Here is a 21598-nt window from a genome sequence, read left to right as displayed (position 1 = left end):
TCTGTCGGGGAGACCGAGCATCGCGCCGGTCTTTCCGTTACAATGCGCCACCGTGCCGACAACTGAGTCGGAAAAGTTCAGCCGAGGTGCTCCATGGATATCATCGAAACTATTAAAGAGCAGATTGCCAACAACACCATTCTGCTTTACATGAAAGGCTCGCCGAATGCCCCACAATGTGGCTTCTCCGCGAAAGCCGCGCAGGCCGTCATGGGCTGTGGTGAGAAGTTCGCTTACGTGGACATCCTGCAGAACCCGGAAATCCGCGCCAACCTGCCAAAGTACGCCAACTGGCCAACCTTCCCACAGCTGTGGGTCGGTGGTGAATTGGTTGGCGGTAGCGACATCATGACCGAAATGGCCGCTGACGGTTCGCTGCAGTCGACCATCAAGGCTGCTGTGGAAAAGGCTGCTGCTGGCAAGACCGAAGCCTAAGTGGTGTAGGCGCTGGCTTGCCAGCGAACCCTCGCAGCAGATCAAAAAAAGCCCCGCCTCTCTATAAATAAGAGGGCGGGGCTTTTTAATGGGTGGTAACTTTGCGTTATTCACCCATCTGCGATTGCAGATAGTTCTCGATTCCAACTTTATCGATCAGGCCCAGTTGGGTTTCCAGCCAGTCGATATGTTCTTCCTCGGACTCGAGAATGTCTTCGAGCAGTTCACGGCTGCCGAAGTCGCCAACGGTCTCGCAGTGGGCGATGGCGGTTTTCAGGTCGGCGTGACCGGTACGCTCGATGCGCAGGTCGCACTCGAGCATTTCCTTGGTGTGCTCGCCGATGTGCAGCTTGCCCAGGTCCTGGACGTTCGGCAGGCCTTCGAGAAACAGGATGCGCTTGATCAGCTTGTCCGCGTGTTTCATCTCGTCGATGGATTCTTTGTACTCGTGCTTGCCCAGCTTGTTCAGGCCCCAATCTTCATACATGCGGGCATGCAGGAAGTACTGATTGATTGCGACCAGCTCATTGGCAAGGATCTTGTTGAGATGCTGGATGACTGTTACGTCGCCTTTCATGATGGGGGTCCTGTCCTTAAGTGCGGTATATAAGGCCGAGTTTGAGCCTGCAACTTCTTAGTGTCAAACCTAAGTTATTGAATAATATATGAAAATTAATCGGAATAAGAATGTTTGTGTTCCGCATCCTGACGCTAAGCGATTGAATTACAGACATAAAAAAACCGGACACTAAGTCCGGTTCTCTGAAATTGGTTACTTATGCGGCGGAAAATTCTACGGGAAAGGGAATCGCCGCCTGGCTCATCTGCAGGTCGGCAAGGGTTTCGCGAACCACCTGCTTGGCAAGGCAGGCGCATTTGCCGCATTGGCTAGCAACGCCGGTGGCTTCACGCACCTCACGGTAGCTACAGCAACCTTCGTAGATTGCATCGCGGATCTTGCCGTCGGTGACGCCAGTGCAGAGGCAGACATACATAGAGTGAGAACCCATCGCTGGTTATGGCTCAATTGCGATGGATCTTAATGTTAACGAGAATGATTGTCAAAGTGGTTTCCGTACCTGTTGTGATCGATCGTCACTTGCCTGACGAACGGCTACATGGCGACAGGTCAAAAACGCAGTGTATGATGGTCGGTCTTTGCGAACGGTAGCCGTTTCACGAAGCTGTCGTTTACCGGCGGCAGACTGGATCGCTACCTTTCTTCACGCACTACACCAGGAGATATCCAATGAGCGTACTCGTAGGCAAACAAGCCCCTGACTTCACCGTACCGGCCGTACTCGGCAATGGCGAAATCGTCGACAGCTTCACCCTGTCCTCGGCCATCAAAGGCAAATACGGCCTGGTGTTCTTCTACCCGTTGGACTTCACCTTCGTTTGCCCGTCCGAGCTGATCGCTCTGGACCACCGCATGGCTGACTTCAAGGCGCGTAACGTGGAAGTGATCGCGGTGTCGATCGACTCGCACTTCACCCACAACGCCTGGCGCAACACCCCGATCAATGCCGGCGGCATCGGTCAGGTCCAGTACATCATGGCTGCTGACATGAAGCACGACATCGCCAAGGCGTACGACGTTGAATCCGAAGGCGGCGTAGCTTTCCGTGGCGCGTTCCTGATCGACGACAAAGGTGTTGTCCGCTCGCAGATCGTCAACGACCTGCCACTGGGCCGTAACATGGAAGAGCTGATCCGTCTGGTCGACGCGCTGCAATTCCACGAAGAGCACGGCGAAGTTTGCCCGGCTAACTGGAAAAAAGGCGACAAAGGTATGACTGCTTCGCCAGAAGGCGTTGCTGCTTACCTGTCCGAGAACGCTGGCAAGCTGTAAGCCACGCGCCTCAGGCACAAAAAAACCGGCCCAAGTGGCCGGTTTTTTTGTGGGTTGAGAAAAACCTGCGACCGATCAGTCGTTGAAGTCTTCCCAGCCGCCCATTTGTTTCCAGCGGTTGACGATGCCGCAGAACAGATCAGCGGTCTTCTCGGTGTCGTAGCGAGCCGAGTGGGCCTCGCGACCGTCGAAGTCGATGTCTGCTGCCTGGCAGGCCTTGGCCAGCACGGTTTGGCCGTAGGCCAGGCCCGCCAGTGTCGCGGTGTCGAAGCTGGAGAACGGGTGGAACGGGTTGCGCTTCATGTCCAGGCGCGCCACGGCGGCATTGAGGAAGCCCAGGTCGAAACTGCTGTTGTGACCGACCAGGATTGCCCGTTTGCAGCCATTGGCTTTCAACGCCTTGCGCACGCCGCGGAAGATATCGGTCAGGGCCGTCTCTTCACTCACGGCCATGCGCAGCGGATGATCGAGCTTGATGCCGGTGAACTCCAGCGCCGCAGCTTCGATGTTGGCGCCTTCGAACGGCTCTACACGGAAGAAGTAGGTGTGGTCCGGGAACACAAAACCCTTTTCGTCCATGGCGATGGTTGTCGCGGCGATTTCCAGCAGGGCGTCAGTGGCACAGTTGAAACCACCGGTTTCAACGTCAACGACGACTGGCAGATATCCCCGAAACCTGGCTGCCATCGGGTGACGTGAGCCGCCACCACCTTGACCTTCCTGTTCGTCGTCGTAATGGTCTTCACTCACGCGTGTTCCTCCAGCAGGCGCCAGCGCAGTTTTTCACCGGCGCGCAGCGGGATGACAGTCAGCTCGCCGAAGGGCAGGCTGGTTGGGGCGGTCCATTCTTCGCGGACCAGGGTAATGCGATCGGTGTTCGCTGGCAGGCCGTAGAAACGCGGGCCGTTGAGGCTGGCGAAGGCTTCGAGCTTGTCCAGCGCGTTACGCTGTTCAAACGCCTCGGCGTACAGCTCGATCGCGGCATAGGCGGTGTAGCAGCCGGCACAGCCACAGGCGGCTTCCTTGGCGTGCTGGGCATGGGGAGCCGAGTCGGTACCGAGGAAGAACTTTTCACTGCCACTGGTAGCGGCATCCAGCAGGGCGACCTGGTGGGTGTTGCGCTTGAGGATCGGCAGGCAGTAGAAGTGCGGGCGAATCCCGCCAACCAGCATGTGATTGCGGTTGTACAGCAAGTGGTGCGCGGTGATGGTGGCGCCGACATTGGCCGAGGCCTCGTTGACGAACTGCACGGCATCGCCGGTGGTGATGTGTTCGAACACCACCTTGAGCGTTGGAAAACGCTCGACGAGCCGACGCATGTGCTCGTCGATGAAGATTTTCTCGCGATCGAAGACGTCGACGTCGCCGCGGGTGATTTCACCGTGGATCAGCAAGGGCATCCCGACTTCGGCCATGGCCTCGATCGCTGGGAAGATCTTGTCGATGCTGGTGACACCGGAGTCCGAGTTGGTCGTTGCACCGGCCGGATACAGCTTGGCGGCGTGCACGAAACCGCTGGCCTTGGCGGTGCGGATTTCGTCCGCGGTGGTGCGGTCGGTCAGGTAGAGCACCATCAGCGGCTCAAAGCGGCTGCCGGCCGGGCGCGCAGCGAGAATGCGCTGGCGGTAGGCGTCGGCTTCAGCGGCATTGCGCACCGGTGGTACCAGGTTGGGCATGATGATGGCGCGACCAAAGGTGCGCGCGACATCCGCGACAGTATTGGGCAACGCAGCACCATCGCGAAGATGAATATGCCAGTCGTCGGGACGCAGCAGGGTCAGGCGGTCGGACATTGGGGATTCCAGGCGGGTCAAACTCATGGGAATGCTACCGGAAAAGACTCTTGCAGGCACTCGCTATCAAGTTTTGTCGGACGTAACCGATATCACCAAGGTATGCCGTAAACATGTGTGTCGGTCTTTTTGTTGCAGAAGTCAGTGGAGCCTCCCGTGCGCCAGCGTTATCTAGCCTTGCTCAGTGTGTTCGCCAGCCTTCCTGCCATGGCACTCACTTTCCAGACGCGCCTGGAGAGCACTGAGTGGAAGGTCGAGGGCGACAAGTTCGAATGCCGCCTGAGCCAACCGATCACCGATTTTGGTGCGGGCGAGTTCGTGCGGCGGGCGGGCGAGCAGGCCACCTTTCGATTGAAAGCCTATAACCCGATGCTCAGTGGTGGCTCGGCGACCTTGCTGGCGGCGGCGGCACCCTGGCAGCCAGGGCGTGCGGACATTAACCTGGGTTCGGTCAGGCTGGGCAGTGGCGAGGTGCTGTTCAACAGTTCGCAGGCGCAGGCCGGTCGCCTGATCGGTGGTTTGATGGAGGGCCGCAGTCCGTTGATCCGGCATTCCGCGCCTGACGGGCGAGTGTCGGAAGTGCGCCTGCTGCCGGTCAGTTTCAGCAAGGCCTATGCCGATTACCAGGGCTGCGTAGCCAAATTGCTACCGATGAACTACGAGCAGGTGAAGCAGGCGGCGGTAGGTTTTCCAGGGGGCGGAATCGAACTGGATGCACAGGCGAAAAGCCGCTTGCAGGCCATGCTGAGCTTCATGAAGGCCGATCCGACGGTCAATCATATTCAAATTGACGGCCATTCCGATAACAGCGGCAATCGCCTGACCAACCGTGACCTGTCGCGACGCAGGGCGCTGGCCGTGATGGATTACCTCAAGGCCAACGGCATCCAGGAATCACAGGTGACCCTGCGCTTTCACGGCGAACGGTATCCAGTGGCACCCAACAGCAGTGCCGCCAACCGGGCGAAAAACCGTCGGGTCAGCGTGCAGCTCGAACGACTCGAACCTGCGGCCGATCCTGCCCCTCAAGTCAGCTCTGCGGGTGGCGCGGCAGCGACCTCCTGAACCCGTCGAAATCGTCGCCCGCTCGACATAATCTGTCGCTTCGTCGTCATAAGCTGTCGCGCCTCTGTAATTTATCCGCTCGCAGCGTTAGACTTATCGGCTTTCCGTAGAACCCCGTGGAGTGATGGCATGGCGGACGTAAACAAGGTCGTTCTGGCGTATTCCGGCGGCCTGGACACTTCGGTGATCCTCAAGTGGCTGCAGGATACTTATAACTGTGAAGTGGTGACATTCACCGCTGACCTGGGTCAAGGCGAAGAGGTCGAACCGGCTCGCGCCAAGGCACAAGCCATGGGCGTCAAAGAAATCTACATCGACGATCTGCGCGAAGAATTCGTGCGTGATTTCGTGTTCCCGATGTTCCGTGCCAACACCGTATACGAAGGCGAGTACCTGCTGGGTACTTCCATCGCACGTCCGTTGATCGCCAAACGCCTCATCGAAATCGCCAATGAAACCGGTGCTGACGCCATTTCCCACGGTGCCACCGGCAAAGGCAACGACCAGGTTCGTTTTGAGCTGGGTGCCTATGCCCTCAAGCCAGGGGTAAAAGTCATTGCTCCATGGCGTGAGTGGGACCTGCTGTCCCGCGAGAAGCTGATGGACTACGCCGAGAAGCACGCGATCCCGATCGAGCGCCATGGCAAGAAGAAATCCCCGTACTCGATGGATGCCAACCTGCTGCACATCTCCTATGAAGGCGGCGTGCTGGAAGATACCTGGACCGAGCACGAAGAAGACATGTGGAAATGGACCGTCTCCCCGGAGAACGCTCCAGATAAACCGCAGTACCTGGAACTGACCTACCGCAACGGCGACATCGTTGCATTGGACGGCGTCGAAATGACCCCGGCCACCGTGCTGGCGACCCTCAACCGTATTGGTGGCGAACACGGTATCGGTCGTCTCGACATCGTCGAGAACCGTTACGTGGGCATGAAGTCCCGTGGCTGCTACGAAACCCCAGGCGGCACCATCATGCTACGCGCCCACCGGGCGATCGAATCGATCACCCTGGACCGTGAAGTGGCTCACCTCAAAGACGAGCTGATGCCCAAGTATGCCAGCCTGATCTACACCGGCTACTGGTGGAGCCCTGAGCGTCTGATGCTGCAACAGATGATCGACGCTTCCCAGGTGCACGTGAACGGCGTGGTTCGCCTGAAACTGTACAAGGGCAACGTGATCGTTACCGGTCGCAAGTCCGACGAGTCGTTGTTCGACGCCAACATCGCCACCTTCGAAGAAGATGGCGGCGCTTACAACCAGGCGGATGCTGCTGGCTTCATCAAGCTCAACGCCCTGCGTATGCGTATTGCTGCCAACAAGGGCCGCAAGTTGTTCTGATGCTGTTGCGCTGATCAACCGTTGTGCGCCTGCTTGAAGCGGGGGCACAACGGTCGCGATCTATTCTGTGGGCCTCGATGGCCAAGCGTTAATCTGTCATCCGGGCAGTAGCGCCGTTATCCGCAATACCGCCAGCTTCCCCCTCCCTTTGTTCCTGCCTCGATGAAAAACCATCTTGCCGGTCTGTCACTGCATCAAGACGGGAATCAGTCTTGCGAACGACAGTCATTGCCTGCGTGCTCACGTTATAGAACAGGCACACGGAATCCTGAGCATTGAGTGCTTTTACATCAGACTTCTTCAACTTTTCATTGATCACTGGCTCCGACTCCTGACAAGTCAGCAGCATTGTCAGTCTCGGTTGGCTTGGCCGGGGTTGGTCGAGTTTCTCCATCAACTGACAGGTGTCCTTTTTCTTGCGGATCCACCGGGCATCGACGATACGTATGTATTGCACCGAAGCGGGCATGGATAACTGCTGTTGAGGGCGCAGGTGGGTGTAGAAGGTGATGCCAGGTGGCGGGTCCTGCGTGCTGGGAAGCAAGTAGTCGGGCTTGGTTTTGACCGCCCCAGGGCTCTTGCGCGGGTCTGGGCGTGCGGGGTTGACCTTGCTTGCTTGGGCCGTGGCAGAAGCGGATTTTTTCTCGCCTCGGGTGGCGTCATCGATCACCTTCAAAAACTGCTTGCTCTTCTGGAAGTCCGAAGGTGCATACAGGGATTTGTAGTTGAAGTTGAGGGTGATGAAAAATAGGAATAGCAGGTAGAAGGGGAAACTGATTAAAAACCATATATATACTTCCCGGTTCTCATCATCGAGGAAGGGCAATGACACCGCGGCGGAAGTTTCGGACAGTGCTGCGAAGATCGCAATGATTGTCATGGGGTTGGCGATTTTTTTCTGAAGTACGTTCATTTTGGCTACTCGCTTGATATTTGAATGACCTTTGATGGCAATGTTAAGGGGCAACCAGCCTGCGTGGTGCCATAATCTCTATGAGGGGGAACTTGTTACGATAAAACTTAATTGGTTTCTCGGTTGTCAGGATTGTTTCTAGATATTTTTTTGGGTGTTGGTTAGTTTGAGTGTTAGCTGGATTTTATATGGAGTGGCGGAGTTCCGTTCAAGATTAAAGGTTCTTCAAGTGCTGTTCGCTAGGCTCGACTCATTGTTGTTGGGGTGAAGTTTAGCGAAGGAAGACGCAGTTGCATCCTAAATTTTAGTTTGATCTTCACACCTTGTCATGGGCGAAAATTCGTTATTGGTGCAGGGGGGATGGGGGTCTTAAACTTTAAGCGACATTGTTTTTTGTGATTTCCTGTGGGAATAATCCTTGATGTTTGTAGGGATTGTCTCTCGCAGGGGGTGCTTGCCTTGGGCGGGATCCCCAGGTCGAAACGACTAGGCTATTGTGCTGACTCTAAAAATTCGAACAGCGAAAATTGGACTTGCCCATGAATAAAGTGCTGATCGTGGATGATCACCCCGTCATTCGACTTGCTGTACGCATGCTAATGGAGCGTCATGGCTACGAAGTTATTGCTGAAACGGACAATGGCGTGGATGCATTGCAACTTGCCCGTGAACACATGCCGGATATCGTCATACTGGATATAGGCATTCCCAAGCTGGATGGTCTGGAAGTCATTGCGCGTTTGAATTCGATGAGCTTTTCCGTGAAAGTACTGGTCCTGACTTCACAGACGCCCGGGCATTTTTCGATGCGCTGCATGCAGGCGGGGGCAATTGGATATGTCTGCAAACAGCAGGAGCTCACCGAGCTACTCAGCGCTATCAAGGCGGTATTGTCTGGGTACAGCTATTTTCCGAACCAGGCATTGCACTCGGTCCGCTCGTCGCTGGGTAATACCAGTGAGTCGGATATGGTAGAGCGCTTGTCCGGAAGAGAGATGATGGTGTTGCAACAGTTGGCCCGGGGCAAGACCAACAAGGAAATAGCCGATGGCATGTTTCTCAGTAATAAAACCGTCAGTACTTACAAGACTCGGCTTCTGCTCAAGCTGAACGCTCGCTCGCTTGTCGATCTGATTGAACTGGCCCAGCGAAATGGGCTGGTCTGAGGTGCGAGGGTACAAGACGGCTAGCCCGGCACTTCGTCACCGAAGTACTTTTTGGGGCACGGATCGCTAAATGACAAAAGCCTCCACGGAGGGAGGCTTTCAGCGGTCAGAGGTCAAAGTCGTAATCGGCCAACTGCTTTTGCAGACGTCGCTCCTCCAGGAGATTATCGATGGTGCGGCGCTTGTTCAGGTTGGTCTTGGCGACCTCCACCATAGGTTCTGCATCATCGCTCTCAACAGGGGCGAAGTCGTCTTCTACGTCCAGTTGTTCTTTGCCAGTACTCATCAGGTTAACTCCAGGCTAAGAGAGCCATTGGCGCCCCTTATATCGACAATCTCCTGGCGGGTAAAAAAGATTTTTTCAATCGATAAATCAATAAAACCAATAGCGCCTCAATCGTCGGAGGTTTTTTGCTTGAATTCGCACAGGTCTTCGATCCTGCAACTGCCACACCGGGGCTTACGCGCCAGGCACACATAGCGGCCATGCAAGATCAGCCAGTGGTGGGAGTCGAGGAGAAATTGCTTGGGCACAAACTTCATCAGCTTGTGTTCGACTTCGACGACATTCTTCCCGGGGGCAATACCGGTTCGGTTACTGACCCGGAAAATATGGGTGTCGACGGCCATGGTCAACTGTCGGAACGCCGTGTTCAGCACCACATTTGCAGTCTTTCTGCCGACTCCTGGCAGTGCCTCAAGCTCTTCCCGGGTTTGCGGCACCTCACCGCCATGCAGCTCCACCAGCATGCGGCAGGTCTCGATGACATTCTTCGCCTTGCTGTTGTACAGCCCGATAGTCTTGATGTACTCGGACAAGCCCTCGACGCCGAGCGCATGAATCGCTGCCGGGGTGTTGGCTACCGGGAACAGCTTGGCCGTGGCTTTATTGACGCCGACATCGGTAGATTGCGCAGAGAGGATCACTGCGATCAACAGTTCGAAGGGCGATGAATAGGCCAGCTCGGTTTTCGGTTCTGGATTGTCTTCGTGGAACCTGCGGAAAATTTCCAGGCGTTTTGCGGCATTCATGGGCAGAGCAATTCCTTGCAGGCGTTCAGGGTGTCGGGGAGCGGCCGAGCCAGGCTTGCCTGGCTGCCAGCAGCAATCCCAACAGGATAAACCCACCGGGGGCGAGGATGGCCAGTCGTACGCTGCCGTCGGCAGCCAGCCATGGCAAATGCCAACTGATCGAGCCATGCCCCAGCACTTCGCGCAGCAAGCCCAGGCCAATCATCAGGCTGACGAACAGGGCACACAAACGCAATCGGTCAAGCAGGCGGGTCTCGGTGAAAAAGCCGTTGCACTCCAGCACCACGCATTGCAGGGCGATCAAGCCGATGTAGAGGCCCAGGTGCTGATGCAGCTCAAGCACCCAGGCCTGAGTCGCCAGCGCAGCCAGGCTGGTCAAGGTGGCGGCGAGCAGCATCCCGGCAGGCAGATGCAAGGGCTCGCTGAGCCAGGCTCGCAACAGACGCATTTTCAGCCCATAGACAGCGATCACCAGCACGCACAGCAGCGCCAGGCTCAAGGCCGTCAGCAACGTGTCACTGGCGCCGATCAGAGGCGCCAGCATCAAGGAGTTCTGGAGGGTCGAGGTCTTGTTCATGGCGCGCTGCCGAGCAGTTGTGGTTGGTGTTCATCGAAATAGCGCAAGGCATCGTGGGTCGCACTGATCACCGCACGGGAGGTGATGGTCGCACCGGCCAGTTGATCGAACTGGCCCTGGTCCTTTTTCAGCGCCCAGCCGCTGTCGCCCGGGTCACTCCGCGACTTGCCGATAAAACCCTCCAGCCAAGGGTTGGGGTGTGTGGCGATCCTGGCTCCCAGCCCCGGGGTTTCCCCTTGCTTGAGGGTTTTGACGCCCAGCAGCCTGCCCTGGCTATCGATCACCAGCAGCAGGTCGATGGGGCCTTCATAGCCGGTGACCCGACTCAGCAAAATGATCGCCGCAGGCTTGCCATTGAGGTTCGCCCGGTAGCCACCCAACAGTGTGCTGTTGGCCAGGACCACGCCCTTGATCGCCAGTGGCTGGTCCAGCGGCTGATTGTCGTAGCTGCCCGCCGGCAGCATGTCCAGCAGGTTGCGGCTCTCGATCAACCGCTGTTGCGCGCCAATCCGCGGCGCCAAGAGCTGTTGCACCAGGTAAGTGGCGCCAGTACACAGGACGGCAATGATCACCAGGCTCAGGACGCTGAGGCTGCGTTTCATGATGCCGGCTCCGGTTGCGCTGCACAGAGGCGCTCTAGGGCTGGCACGCAGAGGTTCATCAACAGCACTGCAAACGCCACTCCGTCGGGGTATCCGCCCCAGGTTCGGATAAGGTAGGTCAACAGGCCCACGCCGACACCGAACAGCAGGCGTGCCTTGGGACTCTTGGCCCCGGACACCGGTTCGGTGACGACAAAAAACGCGCCGAGCATGGTGGCACCGCTCAACAGGTGAAACAGTGGCGAACCGTGGGAGTCGGACCCCGAGCCGTTCCAGCACAACAGGCTGATGACGAACAGGCTGCCGAGCATCCCCACCGGGGCGTGCCAACTGAACACTCGTTGCTGCAAGAGAAAGGCGCCGCCGGCGAGAAATGCCAGGCTCACCCATTCAATCCCCTTGCCACCCAACTGCCCAAATGCCGGGTTGGCGGCGAACAGTTCGTCGATGGTCAGGCTTTTATTGATTCGCAGGCTGTCCAGCGCGGTGGCCTGGGCCCAGGCGTCCGGTTGCGCAGCTGCGCTGAAGCCGAAAATCTGCTGCAGGCCTCCCTGCAGGCTCAGTCCGTGGCTGGGCCAGTGGGTCATCTGTTGCGGGAAACACACCAGCACCAGGGCAAAGCCGAGCATGGCCGGGTTGAACGGGTTTCTACCCACGCCGCCATACAGGTGTTTGCCGAACAGCATCGCCCCGGCCGCCGCGCTCACCGTCAACCACCAGGGGCAGTAGGCGGGCAGTGCCAGAGCCAGCAAGGTGGCGCTGACCAGGGCGCTGCTATCACTCAGGGCCGGCTTGAGCGGGTAACCGCGCAGACGCAGCACCGCGGCTTCCACTGCCAGTGCACTGGTACACGCCAGCAGCAGATTGAACAGCACGCCCCAGCCGCTAAACCACAGCAACAGCAGGATGCCCGGCACGGTGGCCAACAGCACACGCTGCATCGCCTGTTGCAGGCGATCGTCGACGGGTTCAAGGGGCGACATAGTCGCTCACCTGGCGCTCGGCCTCCTCGAGCCTGGCGCGTGCCTGGCTCAAGAGCTCTGCCGGTGTCTGGGCCTGTCGCTGCAGTTTGCTCACCTCGGCGCGGGCATAGGCCAGTTCAGTCTTGAGTTGTCGCAGTTGACTGTCGATCGGGCGTTTTTCCCGGCGCAGTAATTGCGGTGGTGGTTTGCCGCTGGCGTCCTCGGCGGCGTGCAAGGCTTGTTCGGCCTGTTCCAGCGCGGCGCTCAGGGCCGCCAGTTGCTCGGCAGGCGCAGCGTTGTCCTGGGCTTTCCTCAGTTCGGCGCGGCGCATCGCCAAGTGGATTTTCGCCCGCTTGAGTTCAGCGTCATTGGCTGGTGCGGGCGGTTGCGGAGGATTGGCCGGGGCGCTGCTTTCGAGCTGCGCCAAGGCGTGTTCGGCGGCTTCGAACTGCTGTTGCAGCACCACCAGTTGAGCTTGTTGCTCGCTGGTCGGCGGATGGCCGAAGGCTTTCAGGGATTTGTGCAGTTGCGCGCGGCTCATCGCCACATCGATCTTGGCTTTTTTCAGGGCAGCATCGGCCGCTGCGGCTTTTTGCGCTTGCACGCGGGCGATGGCGTCTTGCACCGGATTGGCACCAGTGGCTGCCGGCTGTGCGGCTTTGGCTGCGCGTGCTGCGCGCTCGGCCAGCCGCTGCTGTTCTTCGCGCTCCAGCCGGGCGTTGCGTTGTTCGAAGCGCCGGCGGGCATGCTCGCGTTTGACGCTGCGCGCTTGAAATTGCTCGGGAGTGAACGCCAGGCCGCCAACGATCGGCAGTACCTGGGCCGAGGGCAGGGGGTGCATTTCGATGCAGTCCACCGGACAGGGGGCTACGCACAAGTCACAGCCGGTGCATTCGTCGATGATCACGGTGTGCATCAGCTTGGCTGCGCCGACAATCGCGTCGATCGGGCAGGCCTGGATGCACTTGGTGCAGCCGATGCATTCGGCTTCCCGGATATAGGCAACCTGTGGCGGCGCCGAGCCCCGGCTGTGGTCCAGTTGCATGACCGGCAGCTTCAGCAGTTCGGCGAGTGCGGCGATGGTCTCGTCACCGCCTGGCGGGCACTTGTTGATCGCCTCGCCGCTGGCAATGCCTTGGGCATAAGGCTTGCACCCGGGGTGACCACACTTGCCGCATTGGGTCTGGGGCAGGAGGGCGTCGATGCGTTGAATCAGACTCATGTTTTGATCAGTCCACTGAATCCGAGAAATGCCACGGCGATCAATCCGGCGCTGATCAGGTCGATCGGCAAGCCACGAAAGGCCATCGGCACATCGTTATTGAGGGTGCGCTGGCGCAGGTCGCTGAACAGGCCCAAGACCAGCCAGAAGCCCAATCCGGCGCCCAGGCTCAGGGCCAGGTGCCAGGTCAGGCCCTGGTCGCTATGCATGCTCATCAGGCTCAAGCCCAGCACGCCGGCATTGCCGAGCAGCAACGGCCAGAGTCCGGCAAATGGCAATTGCGGCAAGGCCCGCGTCAGCCCCCGCAGCAGCAGTGAAATGGGCAGCACACTCAAGGGCAACAACAGCAACAGGTACAGGGCTGTCAGGCCCAGCGGCACCAGCAGCCAATGATAAGCGGCATAACCCAGGACGCCGTTGAGCAACATCAGGCAGGTGGTGCTGATGCCCAGGGCGTGGACCTGGCGCCGTTCTGCCTGGGGGGCGCGAGCGGCTTGCAGCAAGGGATCGACGCCCAGCGGCCACTGCAACAGAAAGTTGTTGATCAGGGCAGTGCTGATGAGTGTAAGCAGAAGGTCGGTCATGGCGTGCCGGGTCGAGGGAAAGGCCTGTACATGAAGATTAGGCAGTATCCGGCGGGGCAGATATGAAAATCCCACCGTCGCGGCGTTGCGTGACGGTGGGATCGGTCCAGCCAGGCGGATTACTTGATGCGCTGCCCCGGCTTGGCGCCGCTGTCCGGGCTCAACAGGTAGATCTCTGCGCCGCCAGGACCGGCTGCCATGACCATGCCTTCGGAGATACCGAAGCGCATTTTACGTGGCTTGAGGTTGGCGATCATCATGGTCAGGCGACCTTCGAGCTTGGCCGGGTCCGGGTAGGCACTCTTGATGCCCGAGAACACGTTGCGTTGCTCATCACCGATGTCCAGGGTCAGGCGCAACAATTTGTCCGCACCTTCCACAGCTTCGGCCTTGAGGATCAGGGCGACACGCAGGTCGACGGCGGCAAAGGCGTCGAACTCGATTTCGGCCGACAGTGGGTCCTTGGCCAGCTCACCGTTGCCTTGTGGGGCCGCGGTGCCGGTGTCGGTCTGGCTGGCCGCGAGGTCTTCTTTCGAAGCGTCGGTCATGGCCTGGACCTTGACCGGGTCGATCCGGGTCATCAGCGGCTTGAACTCGTTCAACTGATGGTTGGCGAGCAAGGTCGCGTGGTCGTTCCAGGTCAGCGGCGCGACGTTGAGGAACGCCTCGGCGTCGGCGGCCAGCAACGGCAGCACCGGCTTGAGGAAGATCACCAGTTGGCGGAACAGGTTGACGCCGGTGGCGCAGATCGCCTGGACTTCTTCCTGCTTGCCTTCCTGTTTGTTCAGCGACCACGGCGCCTTGTCGGCGATCCAGGCGTTGGCGCGGTCGGCCAAGCCCATGATTTCGCGCATGGCGCGAGCGAAGTCGCGGGCTTCATAGGCGTCGGCGATGCTCGGTGCAGCGGCCAGGAAGGCCTCGGTCAGCTCCGGCGCGGCGTTGCTGTCGACCAGCACGCCGGCATTGCCTTTGTGGATGAAACCGGCGCAGCGACTGGCAATGTTGACGACCTTGCCCACCAGGTCCGAATTGACCTTCTGCACGAAGTCTTCCAGGTTCAGGTCCAGGTCGTCGACACCACGGCCCAGCTTGGAGGCGTAGTAGTAACGCAGGTATTCCGGCGACAGGTGGTCCAGGTAGGTGCGGGCCTTGATGAAGGTGCCGCGCGATTTCGACATTTTCTGGCCGTTGACGGTCAGGTAGCCGTGCACGTTGATCCCGGTCGGCTTGCGGTAGCCCGCGCCCTCGAGCATGGCTGGCCAGAACAGGGCGTGGAAATTGACAATGTCCTTGCCGATGAAATGGTACAGCTCGGCGGTGGAGTCCTTGGCCCAGTACGCGTCGAAGTCCAGCTCGGGACGACGGGCACACAGGTTCTTGAAGCTCGCCATGTAGCCGATGGGGGCATCCAGCCAGACGTAGAAGTACTTGCCTGGCTCGTCTGGGATCTCGAAGCCGAAGTACGGCGCATCGCGGGAGATGTCCCACTGTTGCAGGCCGACATCCAGCCATTCGGCGATCTTGTTCGCTACAGCGTCCTGCAGGGTGCCGCTGCGGGTCCAGGTCTGGAGCATCTGCTGGAAGTCCGGCAGCTTGAAGAAGAAGTGCTGGGAATCCTTGAGCACCGGGGTGGCGCCAGAGATCGCCGACTTCGGATTCTTCAGGTCGGTGGGCGCATAGGTGGCGCCGCATTTTTCGCAGTTGTCGCCGTACTGGTCTTCGGTGCCGCATTTCGGGCAGGTGCCCTTGATGAAGCGATCGGCCAGGAACATTTGCTTTTGCGGGTCGAAATACTGGGTGATCGAACGCGTGGCAATGTGCCCGGCGTCACGCAGCTTGAGGTAGATCTGGCTCGACAGCTCACGGTTTTCTTCGGCGTGAGTGGAGTGGAAATTGTCGAAGTCCACCAGGAACTCGGCAAAGTCGGCGCTGTGTTCGGCCTGGACGTTGGCGATCAGTTGTTCCGGGGTGATCCCCTCTTTTTCTGCCCGCAGCATGATGGCCGAACCGTGGGCGTCGTCCGCGCAGACGTAAGTGCATTGATTGCCGCGATGCTTCTGGAAGCGCACCCACATATCGGTCTGGATGTACTCAAGCATATGGCCAAGGTGGATTGAACCATTGGCATAGGGCAGGGCGCTGGTGACGAGGATCTTGCGTGGCTCGGACATGGGGCTCGGCTACTTGATGAAACGGAGGTCGGCCACTATAAAGCGCTGGCGCAGAATTTTCACCCCGTGTGGTTGTTTCCTCCGATGATTGAATAAGGGGGGCCGCGAAAAGATCAGAACAGGTAGGATAGTCGCCTGTTTTTCCAGACTTGTTATCGGAGTTGCCCATGAGCGCCGTCAATCGCGCAGCGGTGGAAGCCGTCCTTCGCCAGTACACCGACCCTTACCTGAACCAGGATCCGATCAGCGCCGGTTGCCTGCGCGGCATCGATATCCAGGGTGATCGCGTCAGCGTCCAGCTGGAACTGGGTTACGCCGCCGGCCTGTTCAAGAACGGCTGGGCACAGATGCTGCAGATGGCGATCGAAGGCCTGGACGGCGTGACGTCGGCCAAGGTCGAGATCACCACGCGGATTGCCGCGCACAAGGCCCAGGCACAGATTCCGGGCCTGGCCAACGTCAAGAACGTGGTGGCGGTGGCGTCCGGCAAGGGCGGGGTGGGCAAGTCCACCACGGCCGCGAACCTGGCCCTGGCCCTGGCCCGTGAAGGCGCCCGGGTGGGCATTCTCGATGCCGATATCTACGGCCCGAGCCAAGGCATCATGTTCGGTATCGCCGAGGGCACGCGGCCCAAGGTCAAGGACCAGAAATGGTTCGTGCCGATCGAGTCCCATGGGGTCGAGGTGATGTCCATGGCGTTCCTCACCGATGACAACACGCCGATGGTCTGGCGCGGACCGATGGTCTCCGGTGCCCTGTTGCAATTGGTCACCCAGACCGCCTGGGGTGACCTGGACTACCTAGTGATCGACATGCCGCCAGGTACCGGTGACATTCAACTGACCCTGGCGCAGAAAGTCCCGGTGGCGGGCGCGGTGATTGTCACCACCCCCCAGGACCTGGCACTGCTGGATGCGCGCAAAGGTGTCGAGATGTTCCGCAAGGTCAACATCCCGGTGCTGGGCGTGGTGGAAAACATGGCCGTGCACATCTGCTCCAACTGCGGTCATGCCGAGCATCTGTTCGGTGAGGGCGGTGGCGAGAAGCTCGCCAGCCAGTACGGCGTCGAACTGTTGGCGTCGTTGCCATTGTCGATGGTGATTCGCGAGCAGGCTGACGGTGGCAAACCAACCGTGATCGCCGAGCCGGACAGCCAGATCGCCATGGTCTACCAGGAGTTGGCACGTCACGTTGGCGCACGGATTGTATTGCAGGAAGCTTTGACGCCGGCGATGCCGAATATCAGCGTCAGCGACGACTAATAAGCTGAAATACGAATCCCTGTAGGAGCGAGCCTGCTCGCGATGGTGTATCAGTCGACACCGCGGTGCCTGACACACCTTCGCGAGCAGGCTCGCTCCTACAGTTGTTCTTTGTCGCGTCTTAGATCCGCAACCCGCCATCCATCTCCAGAATCCGCCCGGTGTAGTAGTCGTTCTCGAAAATGTAGGCCGCCGAATGGGCGATCTCTTCGGGCTTGCCCATGCGCTTGAGCGGAATCCCTGCGGTCATTTTTTCCAGGGCTTCGGGCTTCATGCCCAGGGTCATTTCGGTTTCGATGAACCCCGGGGCGATGCCCGCGACACGGATGCCGTAGCGCGCCAACTCCCGCGCCCAGGTCACGGTGGCCGCGGCGACACCGGCCTTGGCGGCGGAGTAGTTGGTTTGGCCAACGTTGCCGGCGCGGGAAATCGACGAAATGTTGATGATCGCGCCGGATGATTTGAGCTCGATCATCTTCGCTGCCACCTCGCGGGTGCACAGGAACACGCCCGTCAGGTTGACGTCGATCACTGCCTGCCACTGGGCCAGGCTCATTTTGCTCATCTCGCCGTCCTTGACCTTGACCAGCAGGCCGTCACGCAGGATCCCGGCATTGTTGATCAAGCCATGGATCGCGCCGAAGTCTTCGGCCACCTGGCTCACCATGTGGCACACCTGCTCTTCATTGGCGACGTTGCACAGGTAGGCGCGGGCTTGGACACCGGCCGCCTGGCACGCGGCGACTGCCTGCTCGAGCTTGTCCTGGTTGAGGTCGACCAGGGCCAGTTTCGCGCCCTTGGCGGCGAAATACTCGGCCATGGAGCGGCCTAAACCCTGGCAACCGCCAGTGATAATGATTACTTTGTCAGTGAGTTGCATTCGCATGCCCCAGTTGCAGGTCGAAGTGGTTTCCTCGTAGAGGGCCTCCCGATCTGCGCCTGACGTGGCTAGGCTGCACATGAGAATTGCCCCCGATGGCATCGCTGGAACTTTCTCCAGGAGCCTGTCCGTTTTTTCGACGGATTCTATATAAGGAGTCATAAATTGAGCGTTGAAGCTGCCAAGCATGCCCGAGAATTGCTGCTCAAGGAATACCGTGGAGTGCTCTCGACCCTCTCCAAGGCGATGCCCGGTTTCCCGTTCGGCTCAGTGGTTCCTTACTGCCTGGACGAGCAGGGCCGGCCGCTGATCCTGATCAGCCGGATCGCCCAGCACACCCACAACCTGCAAAAAGATCCGAAATGCTCGCTGCTGGTGGGGGAGCGTGAGGCCGAGGACGTCCAGGCCGTTGGTCGCTTGACCTACCTCGCCGAGGCGCAAAAGCTCGAAGACCCGGCAGCGATCGAAGCAGCGGCGGGACGCTACTATCGTTATTTTCCGGACTCGGCCAATTACCACCAGGCCCATGACTTCGACTTCTGGGTGCTCAACCCGGTGCGTCATCGCTACATCGGCGGTTTTGGCGCGATTCACTGGGTCGACCAGTTGACCCTGGCCAACCCCTTCGCCGGCAAGGCCGAAGTGAGCATGGTCGAGCACATGAACGCCGATCACGCCAAGGCCATCGCCCATTACGTGGAACTGGCCGGCTTGCCGAAGACCGCACCGGCAGAACTGGCGGGCATCGATACCGAAGGCATGCACCTGCGCATTGGCCAGGCGCTGTACTGGCTGCCGTTCCCGCAGGTCTGCAATACGCCGACACAAGTACGCGAAGCCTTGGTTTTACTGGCTCACGCCGAGCATTGGCCAACAAATGCAGTCAGCGAGGCTTGAAATCACGAAACGGCGACGTCATCTAAGGCTTACTTGCAAGGCATTCTTGCGTTGAGGAACCATTTGATGCGCCCTTTCTTATTGCTCTTTCTGCTGTTTCCGGTGCTGGAGCTGTTCGTATTCGTCAAGGTCAGCGCTGCTATCGGGTTTTTCCCGGCACTGTTGTTGATTATTCTCGGCTCGATGCTCGGCGTGTTCGTGCTGCGTATCGCCGGCCTGGCGACCGCATTGCGGGCCCGTGAAAGCCTGAACCGGGGCGAGTTGCCCGCGCAGACCATGATCGAAGGCCTGATGCTGGCCCTGGGTGGCGGTCTGTTGATCGTGCCGGGTTTTGTCAGCAGCGTGCTGGGCCTGATCATGATGCTGCCGCTGACCCGTCGCCTGCTGGCCAATAAAATGCGCCAGCGCGCCGAAGAGCAGGCGATTCGCCAGCGTGCTTTCGCCGACGACCTGCAACCGCGTGGCGGCCCGGTTCCGCGTGAGCCTCTGGGCCGCGAGCCGAACGTGATCGAAGGCGAGTTCGAACACCGCGACTCCAAGTAACTGCAACATCGACACGGCACCTGCGGGTGCCGTGTGCGTTTCGGTGGCCACTGAAGTAAAAAATTTCGCTGTGCTGCCCTTGTAATAAGCTTGCGCGCCCTTATGTAACGGTCACCGCAAGGTTTCTGGTGATGCTCACCAGACAGACTTCCGCGACTCGCTCGACGAGTCGCAACCGGCACCGCCGGAAATTAACCCCGCCGGGACTACACCGGCCGCTGAAACTACAATTAGGAGAGATCGACAATGAAGCTTCGTCCTCTGCATGACCGCGTCGTCATCCGTCGCAGCGAAGAAGAAAAGAAAACCGCTGGCGGTATCGTTCTGCCAGGTTCGGCTGCTGAAAAAGCCAACAGCGGCGAGATCCTCGCTGTGGGTACCGGCCGCGTGCTGGACAACGGTGAAGTGCGTGCGCTGGCCGTGAAAGTGGGTGACAAGGTTGTGTTCGGCCCGTACTCGGGCAGCAACACCGTGAAAGTCGACGGCGAAGACCTGTTGGTAATGGCTGAGAACGAGATTCTCGCTGTTATCGAAGGCTAAGACCCCTCGTTCATTTTCCCGCGACTACTCAAGTATTTAAGGAATATCGATCATGGCTGCTAAAGAAGTTAAATTCGGCGATTCCGCCCGTAAGAAAATGCTCGCCGGTGTTAACGTCCTGGCTGACGCAGTAAAAGCGACCCTGGGCCCTAAAGGCCGTAACGTGATCATCGAGAAGAGCTTCGGCGCTCCGACCATCACCAAGGACGGCGTTTCCGTTGCCAAAGAAATCGAGCTGAAAGATCGCTTCGAAAACATGGGCGCGCAGCTGGTCAAAGACGTTGCCTCCCGTGCCAACGATGACGCAGGCGACGGCACCACCACCGCTACCGTTCTGGCTCAATCGATCGTCAACGAAGGCCTGAAAGCCGTCGCTGCCGGCATGAACCCGATGGACCTCAAGCGCGGTATCGACAAAGCGACCATCGCGATCGTCAAAGAGCTGAAGTCCCTGTCCAAGCCTTGCGCTGACACCAAGGCCATCGCTCAGGTCGGCACCATCTCGGCCAACTCCGACAGCTCCATCGGCGACATCATTGCCGAAGCCATGGAAAAAGTCGGTAAAGAAGGCGTGATCACCGTTGAAGAAGGCTCGGGCCTGGAAAACGAACTGTCGGTTGTTGAAGGCATGCAGTTCGACCGTGGCTACCTGTCCCCGTACTTCGTCAACAAGCCAGAGACCATGACTGCCGAGCTGGACGGTCCGCTGATCCTGCTGGTCGACAAAAAGATCTCGAACATCCGCGAAATGCTGCCAGTCCTGGAAGCCGTTGCCAAAGCCGGCCGTCCACTGCTGATCGTGGCCGAAGACGTTGAAGGCGAAGCCCTGGCGACTCTGGTTGTGAACAACATGCGTGGCATCGTTAAAGTCGCAGCCGTCAAGGCTCCAGGCTTCGGCGACCGTCGCAAGGCCATGCTGCAGGACATCGCCGTCCTGACCGGCGGTACCGTTATCTCCGAAGAGATCGGTCTGAGCCTGGAAAGCACTACCCTGGAACACCTGGGTAATGCCAAGCGCGTGATCCTGTCCAAAGAAAACACCACCGTGATCGACGGCGCTGGCGTTGAGGCTGACATCCAGGCTCGCGTTCTGCAGATCCGCCAGCAAGTGGCTGACACTTCGTCCGACTACGACCGTGAAAAACTGCAAGAGCGCCTGGCCAAGCTGTCCGGCGGCGTTGCAGTGATCAAGGTTGGCGCTGGCTCCGAAGTTGAAATGAAAGAGAAGAAAGCCCGCGTTGAAGACGCCCTGCACGCTACCCGTGCAGCCGTTGAAGAAGGCGTGGTACCTGGCGGTGGCGTGGCACTGGTTCGCGCCCTGCAAGCCATCAGCGAACTGAAAGGCGACAACGCCGATCAGGACGTCGGTATCGCTCTGCTGCGTCGCGCTGTTGAAGCACCACTGCGCCAGATCGTTGCCAACTCCGGCGACGAGCCAAGCGTAGTAGTCGACAAGGTCAAGCAAGGCTCGGGTAACTTCGGTTACAACGCAGCGACCGGCGAATACGGCGACATGATCGAAATGGGTATCCTGGACCCGGCCAAAGTGACTCGTTCGGCTCTGCAAGCGGCTTCGTCGATTGCCAGCCTGATGATCACCACCGAAGCCATGATCGCTGAGATCAAGGAAGACGCACCAGCTGGCGGCGGCATGCCAGACATGGGCGGTATGGGCGGCATGGGCGGCATGATGTAAGCCAGCCTTACCCCGTACGAGCTACACCTGTAAAAAACCCCGCCTGCGCAAGCCGGCGG

24 protein-coding genes are annotated in these 21598 nt (G+C 59.1%); 10 read left to right on the top strand and 14 right to left on the bottom strand.

Going from position 1 to position 21598, the window contains the following annotated elements:
* Positions 1-93: 93 nt before the first annotated feature.
* On the top strand, positions 94-435 hold the full coding sequence (gene grxD / locus PspS04_RS21870) for a Grx4 family monothiol glutaredoxin (RefSeq protein ID WP_095165923.1): 342 nt from the start codon (positions 94-96) through the stop codon (positions 433-435).
* A gap of 106 nt (positions 436-541) precedes the next feature.
* Here the strand turns inward: grxD and bfr are convergent, their stop codons facing one another.
* Together bfr and PspS04_RS21860 are read right to left on the bottom strand one after the other, a co-directional pair.
* A complete protein-coding gene (gene bfr / locus PspS04_RS21865; protein ID WP_095165921.1) occupies positions 542-1012 on the bottom strand; it encodes a bacterioferritin in 471 nt (156 codons plus the stop codon).
* 199 nt (positions 1013-1211) lie between these two features.
* Positions 1212-1430, bottom strand: coding sequence for a bacterioferritin-associated ferredoxin (locus tag PspS04_RS21860; protein ID WP_095165919.1), 219 nt, complete (start codon positions 1428-1430; stop codon positions 1212-1214).
* Positions 1431-1684: 254 nt separating this feature from the next.
* Here PspS04_RS21860 and PspS04_RS21855 point away from each other — a divergent pair, with 254 nt between their 5' ends.
* Positions 1685-2287: a peroxiredoxin gene (locus PspS04_RS21855; RefSeq protein ID WP_007922432.1), complete on the top strand. Its 603-nt coding sequence runs from the start codon at positions 1685-1687 to the stop codon at positions 2285-2287.
* 75 nt (positions 2288-2362) lie between these two features.
* Here PspS04_RS21855 and rnt read toward each other — a convergent pair whose 3' ends face one another.
* Positions 2363-3037, bottom strand: coding sequence for a ribonuclease T (gene rnt / locus PspS04_RS21850; protein ID WP_095165917.1), 675 nt, complete (start codon positions 3035-3037; stop codon positions 2363-2365).
* Entirely contained in the window at positions 3034-4080 is a 1047-nt protein-coding gene (pyrC, locus tag PspS04_RS21845; protein WP_095165915.1) for a dihydroorotase, read from the bottom strand. The genes rnt and pyrC overlap by 4 nt, the downstream gene beginning before the upstream one ends.
* A gap of 156 nt (positions 4081-4236) precedes the next feature.
* On the opposite strand from pyrC, the gene PspS04_RS21840 reads away from it, so the two are divergent.
* The gene (locus PspS04_RS21840; RefSeq protein WP_159997727.1) at positions 4237-5145 is read left to right on the top strand and encodes a flagellar protein MotY; all 909 of its coding nucleotides are present in this window, start codon (positions 4237-4239) and stop codon (positions 5143-5145) included.
* A 129-nt stretch (positions 5146-5274) separates the two neighbouring features.
* Complete coding sequence (locus PspS04_RS21835) at positions 5275-6492, top strand: argininosuccinate synthase (protein ID WP_029295244.1); 1218 nt, start codon at positions 5275-5277, stop codon at positions 6490-6492.
* A gap of 88 nt (positions 6493-6580) precedes the next feature.
* Here the strand turns inward: PspS04_RS21835 and PspS04_RS27885 are convergent, their stop codons facing one another.
* Positions 6581-7405 carry a hypothetical protein gene (locus tag PspS04_RS27885; RefSeq protein WP_237234938.1) on the bottom strand — a complete coding sequence of 275 codons (825 nt, stop codon included), beginning with the start codon at positions 7403-7405 and terminating at the stop codon, positions 6581-6583.
* Positions 7406-7944: 539 nt separating this feature from the next.
* On the opposite strand from PspS04_RS27885, the gene PspS04_RS21825 reads away from it, so the two are divergent.
* Positions 7945-8571 carry a response regulator transcription factor gene (locus PspS04_RS21825; protein ID WP_095165911.1) on the top strand — a complete coding sequence of 209 codons (627 nt, stop codon included), beginning with the start codon at positions 7945-7947 and terminating at the stop codon, positions 8569-8571.
* A 106-nt stretch (positions 8572-8677) separates the two neighbouring features.
* Here the strand turns inward: PspS04_RS21825 and PspS04_RS21820 are convergent, their stop codons facing one another.
* From PspS04_RS21820 to metG, 8 genes are all read right to left on the bottom strand, one after another.
* Positions 8678-8857: a PA3496 family putative envelope integrity protein gene (locus PspS04_RS21820; RefSeq protein WP_095165910.1), complete on the bottom strand. Its 180-nt coding sequence runs from the start codon at positions 8855-8857 to the stop codon at positions 8678-8680.
* Positions 8858-8964: 107 nt separating this feature from the next.
* Positions 8965-9603 carry an endonuclease III gene (nth, locus tag PspS04_RS21815; RefSeq protein ID WP_095165908.1) on the bottom strand — a complete coding sequence of 213 codons (639 nt, stop codon included), beginning with the start codon at positions 9601-9603 and terminating at the stop codon, positions 8965-8967.
* A gap of 25 nt (positions 9604-9628) precedes the next feature.
* Positions 9629-10180, bottom strand: coding sequence for an Rnf-Nqr domain containing protein (locus tag PspS04_RS21810; protein ID WP_159997725.1), 552 nt, complete (start codon positions 10178-10180; stop codon positions 9629-9631).
* Positions 10177-10782 (bottom strand): RnfABCDGE type electron transport complex subunit G, encoded by a 606-nt coding sequence (locus tag PspS04_RS21805; protein WP_159997723.1) that lies wholly within the window; start codon positions 10780-10782, stop codon positions 10177-10179. The genes PspS04_RS21810 and PspS04_RS21805 overlap by 4 nt, the downstream gene beginning before the upstream one ends.
* Positions 10779-11765, bottom strand: coding sequence for an RnfABCDGE type electron transport complex subunit D (locus PspS04_RS21800; protein ID WP_159997721.1), 987 nt, complete (start codon positions 11763-11765; stop codon positions 10779-10781). The genes PspS04_RS21805 and PspS04_RS21800 overlap by 4 nt, the downstream gene beginning before the upstream one ends.
* Positions 11752-12966, bottom strand: coding sequence for an electron transport complex subunit RsxB (gene rsxB, locus PspS04_RS21795; RefSeq protein WP_159997719.1), 1215 nt, complete (start codon positions 12964-12966; stop codon positions 11752-11754). Before rsxB ends, PspS04_RS21800 begins: the two co-directional genes overlap by 14 nt.
* Positions 12963-13550 (bottom strand): Rnf-Nqr domain containing protein, encoded by a 588-nt coding sequence (locus PspS04_RS21790; RefSeq protein WP_159997717.1) that lies wholly within the window; start codon positions 13548-13550, stop codon positions 12963-12965. The genes rsxB and PspS04_RS21790 overlap by 4 nt, the downstream gene beginning before the upstream one ends.
* A gap of 119 nt (positions 13551-13669) precedes the next feature.
* Positions 13670-15721, bottom strand: a complete 2052-nt coding sequence (gene metG, locus PspS04_RS21785; RefSeq protein ID WP_159997715.1) for a methionine--tRNA ligase — start codon at positions 15719-15721, stop codon at positions 13670-13672.
* A 167-nt stretch (positions 15722-15888) separates the two neighbouring features.
* On the opposite strand from metG, the gene apbC reads away from it, so the two are divergent.
* Entirely contained in the window at positions 15889-16983 is a 1095-nt protein-coding gene (gene apbC, locus PspS04_RS21780; RefSeq protein ID WP_095165895.1) for an iron-sulfur cluster carrier protein ApbC, read from the top strand.
* Between the two features lie 121 nt (positions 16984-17104).
* Here the strand turns inward: apbC and PspS04_RS21775 are convergent, their stop codons facing one another.
* Positions 17105-17863: an SDR family oxidoreductase gene (locus PspS04_RS21775; protein ID WP_159997713.1), complete on the bottom strand. Its 759-nt coding sequence runs from the start codon at positions 17861-17863 to the stop codon at positions 17105-17107.
* Positions 17864-18028: 165 nt separating this feature from the next.
* On the opposite strand from PspS04_RS21775, the gene PspS04_RS21770 reads away from it, so the two are divergent.
* From PspS04_RS21770 to groL, 4 genes are all read left to right on the top strand, one after another.
* Positions 18029-18760 carry a HugZ family pyridoxamine 5'-phosphate oxidase gene (locus PspS04_RS21770; RefSeq protein WP_095165891.1) on the top strand — a complete coding sequence of 244 codons (732 nt, stop codon included), beginning with the start codon at positions 18029-18031 and terminating at the stop codon, positions 18758-18760.
* Between the two features lie 66 nt (positions 18761-18826).
* Positions 18827-19303 (top strand): FxsA family protein, encoded by a 477-nt coding sequence (locus tag PspS04_RS21765; protein ID WP_095165889.1) that lies wholly within the window; start codon positions 18827-18829, stop codon positions 19301-19303.
* A 246-nt stretch (positions 19304-19549) separates the two neighbouring features.
* The gene (locus tag PspS04_RS21760) at positions 19550-19843 is read left to right on the top strand and encodes a co-chaperone GroES (protein ID WP_019827816.1); all 294 of its coding nucleotides are present in this window, start codon (positions 19550-19552) and stop codon (positions 19841-19843) included.
* 52 nt (positions 19844-19895) lie between these two features.
* A complete protein-coding gene (gene groL, locus PspS04_RS21755) occupies positions 19896-21539 on the top strand; it encodes a chaperonin GroEL (protein WP_095165887.1) in 1644 nt (547 codons plus the stop codon).
* Positions 21540-21598: the final 59 nt, after the last annotated feature.

It is taken from the genome of Pseudomonas sp. S04, assembly GCF_009834545.1.
In the GTDB taxonomy this organism is placed as follows: domain Bacteria; phylum Pseudomonadota; class Gammaproteobacteria; order Pseudomonadales; family Pseudomonadaceae; genus Aquipseudomonas.
Note: the sequence above shows the minus strand (reverse complement) of the source record. Positions and strands in the feature narration are given on the sequence as shown.

Bases quoted from the DNA above. Each gene is read 5' to 3' on its own strand.
- PspS04_RS27885 (WP_237234938.1), bottom strand. From the start codon at position 7,405: ATGAACGTACTTCAGAAAAAAATCGCCAACCCCATGACAATCATTGCG.
- PspS04_RS21820 (WP_095165910.1), bottom strand. From the start codon at position 8,857: ATGAGTACTGGCAAAGAACAACTGGACGTAGAAGACGACTTCGCCCCT.
- PspS04_RS21855 (WP_007922432.1), top strand. From the start codon at position 1,685: ATGAGCGTACTCGTAGGCAAACAAGCCCCTGACTTCACCGTACCGGCC.
- PspS04_RS21810 (WP_159997725.1), bottom strand. From the start codon at position 10,180: ATGAACAAGACCTCGACCCTCCAGAACTCCTTGATGCTGGCGCCTCTG.
- apbC (WP_095165895.1), top strand. From the start codon at position 15,889: ATGAGCGCCGTCAATCGCGCAGCGGTGGAAGCCGTCCTTCGCCAGTAC.
- rsxB (WP_159997719.1), bottom strand. From the start codon at position 12,966: ATGAGTCTGATTCAACGCATCGACGCCCTCCTGCCCCAGACCCAATGC.
- PspS04_RS21860 (WP_095165919.1), bottom strand. From the start codon at position 1,430: ATGTATGTCTGCCTCTGCACTGGCGTCACCGACGGCAAGATCCGCGAT.
- PspS04_RS21805 (WP_159997723.1), bottom strand. From the start codon at position 10,782: ATGAAACGCAGCCTCAGCGTCCTGAGCCTGGTGATCATTGCCGTCCTG.
- bfr (WP_095165921.1), bottom strand. From the start codon at position 1,012: ATGAAAGGCGACGTAACAGTCATCCAGCATCTCAACAAGATCCTTGCC.
- PspS04_RS21825 (WP_095165911.1), top strand. From the start codon at position 7,945: ATGAATAAAGTGCTGATCGTGGATGATCACCCCGTCATTCGACTTGCT.
- pyrC (WP_095165915.1), bottom strand. From the start codon at position 4,080: ATGTCCGACCGCCTGACCCTGCTGCGTCCCGACGACTGGCATATTCAT.
- groL (WP_095165887.1), top strand. From the start codon at position 19,896: ATGGCTGCTAAAGAAGTTAAATTCGGCGATTCCGCCCGTAAGAAAATG.
- PspS04_RS21775 (WP_159997713.1), bottom strand. From the start codon at position 17,863: ATGCAACTCACTGACAAAGTAATCATTATCACTGGCGGTTGCCAGGGT.
- nth (WP_095165908.1), bottom strand. From the start codon at position 9,603: ATGAATGCCGCAAAACGCCTGGAAATTTTCCGCAGGTTCCACGAAGAC.
- PspS04_RS21790 (WP_159997717.1), bottom strand. From the start codon at position 13,550: ATGACCGACCTTCTGCTTACACTCATCAGCACTGCCCTGATCAACAAC.
- PspS04_RS21835 (WP_029295244.1), top strand. From the start codon at position 5,275: ATGGCGGACGTAAACAAGGTCGTTCTGGCGTATTCCGGCGGCCTGGAC.
- grxD (WP_095165923.1), top strand. From the start codon at position 94: ATGGATATCATCGAAACTATTAAAGAGCAGATTGCCAACAACACCATT.
- PspS04_RS21800 (WP_159997721.1), bottom strand. From the start codon at position 11,765: ATGTCGCCCCTTGAACCCGTCGACGATCGCCTGCAACAGGCGATGCAG.
- metG (WP_159997715.1), bottom strand. From the start codon at position 15,721: ATGTCCGAGCCACGCAAGATCCTCGTCACCAGCGCCCTGCCCTATGCC.
- PspS04_RS21760 (WP_019827816.1), top strand. From the start codon at position 19,550: ATGAAGCTTCGTCCTCTGCATGACCGCGTCGTCATCCGTCGCAGCGAA.
- PspS04_RS21765 (WP_095165889.1), top strand. From the start codon at position 18,827: ATGCGCCCTTTCTTATTGCTCTTTCTGCTGTTTCCGGTGCTGGAGCTG.